Origin of the sequence: Mammaliicoccus sp. J-M41 (assembly GCF_022385935.1) — a bacterium.
GTDB classification, from domain to species: Bacteria; Bacillota; Bacilli; order Staphylococcales; family Staphylococcaceae; genus Mammaliicoccus; species Mammaliicoccus sciuri_A.
This window is the reverse complement of sequence record NZ_JAJNIR010000054.1, coordinates 1-9,627: the sequence shown is the minus strand read 5'-3', so window position 1 is coordinate 9,627 and position 9,627 is coordinate 1. Positions and strand designations below refer to the sequence as shown.

Here is a 9,627-nt window from a genome sequence, read left to right as displayed (position 1 = left end):
GATTCGAAGACTACAGGCTGAGAACATGCCCGCGGAAAGCATGCGCATAAAAAAATGCCGGCAAAGTCTAAGACTTTGTCGACACTCTGAGAAAAAACCTTGATAACTCAAGGTTTTTTCTTTTTTTATTTAAACTGGTTTAATATTTTTGGTCACAACGTGGTCACACTAGCACCATATTTTTAATCATGTGACCATAATGATTATTTATCCTAGTTATAAAAAGCTCTTGAACATGATTTAATGAATAATTATAATATTGGATATAAAAAGCGTAATATCATTAATACTATAGTCATTTAAGTCTTAAATGGAGTGATTAAGATGTTAACAATGGAGTTAATTGAATACAATGATGAAATTGTGACTTATAATTATTATCCTGAAGATAATAAAGAACTAACGCCTGGTCAAATAACAAAGCGAAGAAAAGATAAAGAAATAATAGATTTTACTAAAACAGAAGTTGAAAAGTATAAGTCATTATATTTCGTACATGCTGCTAGTAGAATGAGAAAAATTGTTGATTTAGACGAGTTACCTAAAACACAATTCGTTGCATGGGGATAAGCTCTGTGTAGCTTTATAATAATATGAGGTGATTACAATGACAAATAAAGCTAAAGATATTTTTATGATTACTATCAATATAATAATCATTATTTGTTGCATTTCCTTAATTTATTATATGTTAACCAAATAAAAATAGACTCGGAATAAATATATGAAGAATGAAATAGCCAACACTATATATGAATATCCAAAAGCTCACCTAAATGAAATAGGTGGGCTTTTTTAGTATGTAATCGTGATTGATGTTGATCTCAATGTTTAACGTAATATTAGATAGCTTTTTGCTTTATTGTAAGAATTTTGAAAAAATTATATAATATAGTAAATATTAGTGAATAAGTAGGTTGATAACATTGAAGAAATACGAAACGACACTAGACGCTTATATGCCACCTAAAGATGCGGCTGAAGCATTCCAAAGAATAGCTTAAAGAAAAAACAACAACTAAAACAACGACATACAAAAAGAGAAAAAGAATTAAAACACTAGAGGAGTTAATTAGAAAAAGGAGGTAATGATTAATGTTAGTTTTAATATTAGTACGTAAAGACGAAAAAAGCGTGACTTATGATTATTATCCCGAAAACGAAAAAGTGTCAGGGAGAATTACTATAAGAATTGATGATTGTGAAATACTCTATGCAAAAAATACGGAATATGATGAAGGTACAAATAACTATTTAGGTCATGCGATTTATAGAATTGAGAAATATATTAAAAATAATGAGTTTCCTGAAACCGATCTTGTAGCATGGGGGTAAATTATGAAACTATGGACTTATGTGGGAAAAATGGTATTAATTGAAGCAGATGATGGTCAAAAATTCACAGGTAAAGTTATAACTTATGATGATGAAATGGATAATGAAAGTGGAGAATATTCTATATATTTAGATACTGGAATACAAATATACGACTTTGATGAAAGTGAAATAAAGTCGATTGAAATTTTAGATTAAGTACCTTACAAAGAATTAATGGTTATGGTACTATTTTTAGACAAATTTTTAGCTATCACAGTGTTGTGATAGCTTGTTTTTATGTCTAAAATCTTATTACCTTATTTTTCCATTTTTTGTTTGCTAGCATCTAATACCTTTGAAACGAGAAGAGTGAGCATAATTGTAAAGATTATCATACTAATTACAGCAATTACTCTAGCGATAGGGTTTTCTTTATATATAATAGCGTAGAATCCTTGTATAAAGAACATTATGTAGATAGGTAATGTAGATAATAATATGTATTTAGATTGCTTCATAGTTTCACTCCTTATAATGATTTAAATCATAAAAAATAAACCATCTCTTACAACTTTTGACTAGTTTGAGATGATTTATTTAATCATTAAATTTTGGTCACCGTCTTTAAAACGGGCTCATAGGACAACGTGTTACAGCACGTTGTCCTTTTTTCAATTGTATTATAACACAATTTGGCAATATTTGTCTATTGTGAAAAATTAATGATTAAGAGGTGTGTTTGATATAAAAAAGTGTCAAGAGTATTAACAATTATTAATATTATTACAAATATTGTAGGAACGGTATTGATATTAGCAGGAATGATTAAACGTTCAAAATAATGCTAGTGAAATGATTATTGAGTTGATTATGGACGGAGTGTGATTGATATGAAAGCAAGTATAAGTATTCGTAAAACGACGAAGAAAGAGAAGATTGAATCGCTTGTTGCTGTGAGTATTTTAATTTTAGGGATTATGTTTATTAAGTGGTTAAACAAATAATTGTATTTTTGTTTCTAATTTATAGAAGTGTATAATGGACCTAAATATAGAGATTGGTGGGGATTATATGACTGTTGAATTAAGATTAATGGAAATGCAGGACTTTAATGATTTTTATGAGGTTTCTTTGAAAGAATTTGCTGATGAACAAGTGAAAAGTGGTTCTTGGTCTGTTGAAGAAGCGGATGAGAGAGGTAGAGCATATTTTAAGAAACTTCTACCTGATGGTTTACATACAGAAGGTCATAAAATTTTTAATATCTTTAATGAAGGAGAGAAGGTTGGTATTTTATGGCTACATGTATTCGAGAAAGATCATGTATTAAAGAGTTTTATTTATGATATTAAAATTGACGAATCTGAAAGAGGTAAAGGTTTAGGTAAAATGACGATGCAAGCTATAGATGAGTATTGCAAGGAACATGACATTAAAAGTATTCGACTCCATGTTTTCGGTCATAATCAAATTGCGTATGAGTTATATAAAAAAATGGGATTTGAAACGACAAACTATTATATGGAAAAAGCGTTATAATAGTGATATCGAAATTGAAATCGGAGTGATTTGATTGTTGAAATTGAAAGAATCTCAAAATGTATTTTTAAAAGGTGGAGATGAAGCGGTTATATTATTGCATTCATTTACAGGTACAGTAAGAGATGTAAAAGCTTTAGCAGAGTTTCTAAACGAAGCGGGATATACTTGCTATATTCCAGCTTATAAAGGACATGGATTAAGTTTAGAAGGTATATTAGCCTATACGACAAATGATTGGTGGGAACAGGTACAAGATAGCTATCACTATTTAAAGGATAGTGGATATGAAACCATTCATGTGCTCGGTGTTTCATTGGGTGCGCTTATGTCTTTAAAACTTGTCGAAACATTTGATGTGAAGAAATGTATAGCAATGTCCACACCTCATAATAGAACTAATAAAGATATTAAGAGAAGACTTTATCATTATGGAGAAAGAATTAATCAGATCCAAGGTTTAGATGAAGATGAAAGTAAACGCCAACTTGCACTCATTGATGATTATGAAGATGGTGCACGTCTTTTTACATCATTTATAGAGGATATTATGAATCATTTAGACGCAGTAAATATACCTATCTCTATAAAGTATGGAGAATTAGATCAAAGATTCTATCAAGATAGTGCTGAGAAAATATATCATGATATATCATCAGAACATAAAGAATTAACAGCCTATAAAAATGCAACACATTTAATGACAAGAAGTGACGATAAAGAACAAATTGAACAAGATATACTTGAGTTCTTAAAAAAATAAGACCACGCCAACAAAAGTTGGCATGGTCTTATTTTTATAATCCACCTAATAAACCACTAATATATACACCAAGTGCTAATAACAATCCGAAGATTGTGTTTGCTTTACCTGTAGCTGCCATTGCAGGCATCATTGTTTGTGGTGTGTCATTTTTGTTAAATCGACGTACGGCTTTGATTGGGAATGGTGCAGATATTAAGACGAGCAACCATAAAAGAGAGCCGTATGGTTTAAATAATGCTAAGTAAATAACAAAGACATATGCGAAAATATATAGAATTGCCATAGTCATGATGGAAAGTCTTTTACCGACTAAGATTGCGTAAGTCTTTCTACCACTTTGTTTGTCTTTTTCGCGGTCTCTAATGTTATTTGCTAAGTTGATAAGTCCAATTGTAATAGAAACTGGAATACTTAATAATGCTGGATAAAAGCTTAAAGTACCTGTTTGTATATAGAATGAAATCATGACAATTACAAATCCCATGAAGAAACCAGCGAATATTTCACCGAATGGCGTCCATGAAATAGGGATTGGTCCACCTGTATAGAAATAACCGATTGCCATACAAACTAATCCTATTGGTATTAATAGCCATGTACTTTGCATGCATATGTAAATACCTAATATGACAGCTATAACATAGAATGCTATTGCTAAATTATAAACGGATTTAGGAGACATACCATTTCTTACGATTGCGCCTCCGATACCAACAGAAGTATGGTCATCTAATCCACGCTTATAATCAAAGTATTCATTAAACATATTAGTTGCTGCTTGTATTAAAATACTTGCGAGTAACATTGCTAATACGACTGAAATTTTAATGGATGCTTCAGCACCTGTTAAAAAAATCTTTGATGAAGCGGTACCTAATAGTACAGGAACAAATGATGCTGTAAGGGTATGTGGTCTCATCAAATGATAATATTTTTTCAAGCCTGAATGCTGTGATAAATTTTGTGACATGTATTTACCTCTTAAATTTATATTTTTGACAGTATTAGTATATGCTTTCGCTATCAATTGGTCAATCACTGTAATTGTGTAAAATTTTAATTTATATTCTGTATTTAAAGTACAATATTAACGCATGTTCACTTAAAAAATGATAAAATAAGTAGATAGATATTTTTCGGAAAGAAGTGGAAGTGAAATGGCCTTGAGGACGGATTTGAAGCAACAGATAATTTCTGAAATCGATGGAAATAAAAATTATATTTCAGTTGAAATTGAGCTTCAATATCAACCAGATTTAATCCATTTATTAAGGGAAGAAATCAATTATACAGGACAACATTTTTATTACAAATCTAAAGATTCTAAATTAGAAATGTGTGGAATTGGATATTTATTAGAAGCTAGGTATTCGCATCTAGAACATGATGATATATATGAATACTGGCAAAATATTAAAGAACAATTAAATACGATTAAGTTACATGATGAAAAGCACCATCTAAAATTCTTTGGTGGCTTTCAATTTTCAGAGCATTCATTAACGAATGAATGGAAAGATTACGGGATGAGTCATTTTGTATTGCCTAAATATTTGGTAACTAAAGAAAATGGTCATTATTACCTTACTTATACGGATCATAGTAACAAATTCGATATCGACAACATTCAAGAAGTTATAAATATTTTAGAAACAGAAAATGAAAAAATCGAATCGAGTGAACCTGTAGTAGTGGAAAATAAAGATATTCAAAGTGAAGAATGGAAAGCGTTAGTTACTAAAGTTGTTTCACAAATGAATCAATCTGTAGCACTACAAAAAGTCGTACTATCCAGAAGAAGACAAATCGAATTTGAAGATCGTGTTAATGTTGAAGATGCATTACAAAGATCATTAGATTCAAATGAATCAAGTTATTTATTACTATTTGAGTCAGGTAAATCTCAATTTATTTCACAAACACCTGAACAACTTTGCCAAATAGAAGATGGTAAACTATATACAAATGCAATTGCTGGTACGATTTTAAGAACAGAAGATGAAACAAAGAATGATGAATTAAAAGATGAGCTTCTAAATGATTCTAAAAATCAATTTGAACATCGTTATGTAGTGGATAGTATTATTCATGATATTCAATCATTCACAAAACACATTGAATACGATAAAAAGCCTACCATACTTACTAACAAGCATTTATATCATTTATATACGAAAATACAAGCAGATTTACTATCTGAAAATGTATTAGAAATTGTTAATCAATTGCATCCAACGCCAGCATTAGGAGGATTTCCTAAAGTTGAAGCGATAAAATTTATAGAACATGAAGAGTTTGGTACAAGAGGATTTTACGGTGCACCATTAGGTTATATCGATTTAGAAAATAATGGTGAATTTGTTGTATCTATTCGATCTATGTTAGTGAACAATCATACTGCAACATTGTATTCAGGTTGTGGTATTGTAAAAGATTCTGAAGCAATATCTGAGTTTGAAGAAACAGACTTAAAATTTAAACCAATGTTGAAAGCACTAGGAGTGATGTAGAATTGAGTACACATACTGAAAGTCTCACTAAACAAGTATTTACATTTGTTTCTAAATTATATGAATATGGTGTCGATGATGTTGTTATTAGTCCTGGATCACGATCTACACCATTAGCGATAGCTTGTGAAAGACATCCACATTTAAAAACATGGGTTCATCCAGATGAAAGAAGCGCAGCATTTTTTGCACTTGGTATTATTAAAGCAAGTCAAAAGCCTGTTGCAATCATTTGTACGTCAGGAACAGCTGCATCTAATTATATGCCAGCAGTTTCTGAAGCGTTTATTAGTCGTTTACCACTTGTTGTTGTTACGAGTGATAGACCACATGAACTACGTAATGTTGGTGCACCTCAAGCAATCAATCAAGTAAATATGTTCCAAAACTTTACAAAGTTTCAATTTGATATGCCTATAGCTGATGACTCAGAGGGTACATTAAATGCAATTAATATGAATATGATTAAAGCTGAGAAGCATTTTGTTGGTCCACAAAGAGGACCTGTGCATTTTAATTTTCCATTTAGAGAACCATTAATTCCTAATGTGAAATTAAGAAGATATTTGTCTTCTAAAAGAAAATTAGAAACAAAATACCAAAAGTCGATTGATTTTACGAGTATACAAACATATATCGAAAAACCAAGAGGTGTCGTTATTGTAGGAGACACACAAGGTCAAGATTTATCTCAAATATTAACTTATTCAGCGATTCATAATATTCCTATATTAGCTGATCCATTAAGTAATTTGAGAAAATTAAATCATCCAAATGTGATTTCTACTTATGACGCATTATTCAAAGGCGGTTTAAGTATTGAACCACAATTTATCATCAGAGTGGGGCAACCAGTCGTTTCGAAACATTTAAACAATTGGTTAAAAGAAGTTAAGTGTCCACAAATTCTTGTGCAAAATAATGATACACCTGATGCTTATCCTAAAGTACCAACGATTTCAGTGGAATTAAGTCCAAATGATTTCTTCAGACAAGCTCAAGATGTATCACCAACTCAAAACAAGAATTGGTTAGAAAAATGGATAACAATGGACAAAGAAGCAAGTGCATTGATTGAAAAATATATCGAAGAAGAAACAGATGAAGGTGCTGCAGTCGGTAGTTTATTGAAAAAAATGACTTCTAAAGATACTGTATTTGTTGGTAATAGTATGCCGATAAGAGATGTCGATACATTTAATTTAAACTCAAAAGCTGAAATAGCAGCTAATAGAGGTGCAAATGGTATAGATGGTGTCGTGTCGACTGCACTTGGTATGTCAGTATATAAAAAAGTCACACTTATTATTGGTGATGTTTCGTTCTTCCATGATATGAATGGCTTGATTATGAGTAAACTACATGATTTAGATATTACAATTGTGTGCTTAAACAATAATGGTGGGGGCATCTTCAATTACTTAGCACCTAAAGAAGAAGCACCTGAACATTTTGAGAAATTATTCGGTACACCACTTGATCTAGATTTTCAACATGTTGCGCATCTATATGAGTTAGGTTACGAAAAATTCGAAAGTGTTTCTGATTATAAGAAACAAACATTACCACAATTCGGTTCTTATTTATACGAAATTCTAACGAATAGAGAAGAAAATACCGCAACACATAGACAACTTTTTGAACAAATGAAAGGTATCCAATATGTTAAATCACCGCGTTAAGTCGTTTGATGAACATAAACCGTCTATTATTTTATTACATGGCTTTATCAGTGATCATACATCATTTCATATAGTTGAGCGTACGTTAAGTAACCAAGGCTTAAATGTCATAACCATTGATTTACCTGGACATGGACATGATGAATCAAGTTATGATGATATATGGTCAATGGATTATATTGTTTCTAAGATTAAAGAAGTCATTGATTATTTAGAGCTTAAAAAGGTCTATTTGCATGGATATTCTATGGGTGGACGTGTTGCGTTAAGCTTCGCTGTACAATACCCAGAGCTATTAAGCGGCTTGATTTTAGAAAGTGCTAGTCCAGGACTTAAAGATCCATCAGATAAACAGAATAGAATTGAAGTCGATCATAATAGAGCAGCGCGCATTCATGAAATTGGATTACCTCAGTTTGTAGAGGAATGGTCTAAACTTCCATTATTTAATAGTCAGTCTATACTTTCTACTGAAGAAAGAGAACGTATTAAACAAATGAGACTTTCTCAAAATCCAAACGGCTTAAGTAAAGCACTTAAAGATTATGGTACAGGTTCACAACCATCCAATTGGCATCATTTGAATACAATGAATGTGCCGACTTGTATTATCGTCGGTCAAAAAGATGAAAAGTTTATTCAAATAGGTAAACAAATGAACGAAAGTATAAAAAATAGTAAATTTTATATTGTTAATGATGCTGGGCACACAATTCATGTGGAACAACCCTCAAAATTTGATACAATAATAATAGAATTTATTTTAGGAGGCAAATTATGTCAAGACAATGGGAAACTATAAAAGAATATAAAGAAATTAAATATGAATTTTTCGAAGGTATTGCTAAAATTACAATCAACCGTCCAGAAGTACGTAATGCATTCACACCTTTAACAGTTCAAGAAATGATCGATGCTTTCTCTAGAGCTAGAGATGATGAAAGAGTAGGTTCTATCATCTTAACAGGTGAAGGCGACTTAGCATTCTGTTCAGGTGGAGACCAATCTGTTCGTGGACATGGTGGTTACGTTGGTGATGACCAAATTCCAAGATTAAATGTATTAGATTTACAACGTCTTATCCGTGTTATTCCTAAACCAGTAGTAGCTATGGTTAGAGGATATGCTATTGGTGGTGGACACGTACTACATATCGTATGTGACTTAACAATTGCCGCTGAAAATGCAAGATTCGGTCAAACTGGACCTAAAGTAGGTTCATTCGATGCTGGTTATGGTTCAGGCTATTTAGCAAGAATTGTTGGACATAAAAAAGCACGTGAAATTTGGTTCTTATGTCGTCAATATGATGCACAAGAAGCGATTGATATGGGTCTTGTTAATACAGTTGTACCATTAGATAAAATAGAAGATGAAACAGTTCAATGGTGTAAAGAAATGATGCAACATTCACCAACTGCATTACGTTTCTTAAAAGCTGCTATGAACGCTGACACTGATGGATTAGCTGGTTTACAACAATTCGCTGGTGATGCAACATTATTATATTACACTTCAGACGAAGCAAAAGAAGGAAGAGACGCTTTCAAAGAAAAACGTCAACCAGACTTCGATCAATTTCCTAAGTTTCCTTAATATTGATACAAATAAAAACAAGAGGTTGAGACATTATGTAATGTCTCAGCCTTTTTTATGGAAAAAATATCTGTATATGAAGTGTTCTATGTTGCTTGCTTGGGGAGTCTTGCAATATAGGAGTCACCTATTTCCTACGATTAGTCAAGCCAGATTGTATTTAAGAAAACATATTCAAATAAACCGTCCATTTTAATTTTTTTGAATAAGGTGTTAA

The 9,627-nt window shown here is 31.5% G+C and carries 11 protein-coding genes; 9 read left to right on the top strand and 2 right to left on the bottom strand.

Annotated elements, in window-relative coordinates; all coding sequences use genetic code 11:
* The first annotated feature begins 324 nt into the window (after positions 1-324).
* From LQ686_RS13570 to LQ686_RS13560, 3 genes are all read left to right on the top strand, one after another.
* Complete coding sequence (locus LQ686_RS13570) at positions 325-570, top strand: hypothetical protein (protein WP_107566016.1); 246 nt, start codon at positions 325-327, stop codon at positions 568-570.
* Between the two features lie 525 nt (positions 571-1,095).
* Complete coding sequence (locus LQ686_RS13565; RefSeq protein WP_107566015.1) at positions 1,096-1,335, top strand: hypothetical protein; 240 nt, start codon at positions 1,096-1,098, stop codon at positions 1,333-1,335.
* Between the two features lie 3 nt (positions 1,336-1,338).
* Positions 1,339-1,533, top strand: a complete 195-nt coding sequence (locus tag LQ686_RS13560) for a hypothetical protein (protein WP_025905637.1) — start codon at positions 1,339-1,341, stop codon at positions 1,531-1,533.
* 101 nt (positions 1,534-1,634) lie between these two features.
* On the opposite strand, the gene LQ686_RS13555 is transcribed toward LQ686_RS13560, so the two are convergent.
* Positions 1,635-1,835, bottom strand: a complete 201-nt coding sequence (locus LQ686_RS13555) for a hypothetical protein (protein WP_204236399.1) — start codon at positions 1,833-1,835, stop codon at positions 1,635-1,637.
* A gap of 553 nt (positions 1,836-2,388) precedes the next feature.
* On the opposite strand from LQ686_RS13555, the gene LQ686_RS13550 reads away from it, so the two are divergent.
* Positions 2,389-2,856 carry a GNAT family N-acetyltransferase gene (locus LQ686_RS13550; RefSeq protein WP_025905635.1) on the top strand — a complete coding sequence of 156 codons (468 nt, stop codon included), beginning with the start codon at positions 2,389-2,391 and terminating at the stop codon, positions 2,854-2,856.
* Positions 2,857-2,890: 34 nt separating this feature from the next.
* A complete protein-coding gene (locus tag LQ686_RS13545) occupies positions 2,891-3,619 on the top strand; it encodes an alpha/beta hydrolase (RefSeq protein WP_107566013.1) in 729 nt (242 codons plus the stop codon).
* Positions 3,620-3,653: 34 nt separating this feature from the next.
* On the opposite strand, the gene LQ686_RS13540 is transcribed toward LQ686_RS13545, so the two are convergent.
* Positions 3,654-4,592: a 1,4-dihydroxy-2-naphthoate polyprenyltransferase gene (locus tag LQ686_RS13540; protein WP_025905471.1), complete on the bottom strand. Its 939-nt coding sequence runs from the start codon at positions 4,590-4,592 to the stop codon at positions 3,654-3,656.
* A gap of 205 nt (positions 4,593-4,797) precedes the next feature.
* Here LQ686_RS13540 and LQ686_RS13535 point away from each other — a divergent pair, with 205 nt between their 5' ends.
* From LQ686_RS13535 to menB, 4 genes are read left to right on the top strand one after another with little or no spacing between them, the layout of a single operon-like run.
* Positions 4,798-6,132 carry an isochorismate synthase gene (locus tag LQ686_RS13535; RefSeq protein ID WP_232339582.1) on the top strand — a complete coding sequence of 445 codons (1,335 nt, stop codon included), beginning with the start codon at positions 4,798-4,800 and terminating at the stop codon, positions 6,130-6,132.
* A 2-nt stretch (positions 6,133-6,134) separates the two neighbouring features.
* Positions 6,135-7,814 carry a 2-succinyl-5-enolpyruvyl-6-hydroxy-3-cyclohexene-1-carboxylic-acid synthase gene (gene menD / locus LQ686_RS13530; protein ID WP_037588921.1) on the top strand — a complete coding sequence of 560 codons (1,680 nt, stop codon included), beginning with the start codon at positions 6,135-6,137 and terminating at the stop codon, positions 7,812-7,814.
* Positions 7,795-8,616, top strand: a complete 822-nt coding sequence (gene menH, locus LQ686_RS13525) for a 2-succinyl-6-hydroxy-2,4-cyclohexadiene-1-carboxylate synthase (RefSeq protein ID WP_107566011.1) — start codon at positions 7,795-7,797, stop codon at positions 8,614-8,616. Before menD ends, menH begins: the two co-directional genes overlap by 20 nt.
* Positions 8,589-9,410 carry a 1,4-dihydroxy-2-naphthoyl-CoA synthase gene (gene menB, locus LQ686_RS13520; RefSeq protein ID WP_025905467.1) on the top strand — a complete coding sequence of 274 codons (822 nt, stop codon included), beginning with the start codon at positions 8,589-8,591 and terminating at the stop codon, positions 9,408-9,410. The genes menH and menB overlap by 28 nt, the downstream gene beginning before the upstream one ends.
* Positions 9,411-9,627: the final 217 nt, after the last annotated feature.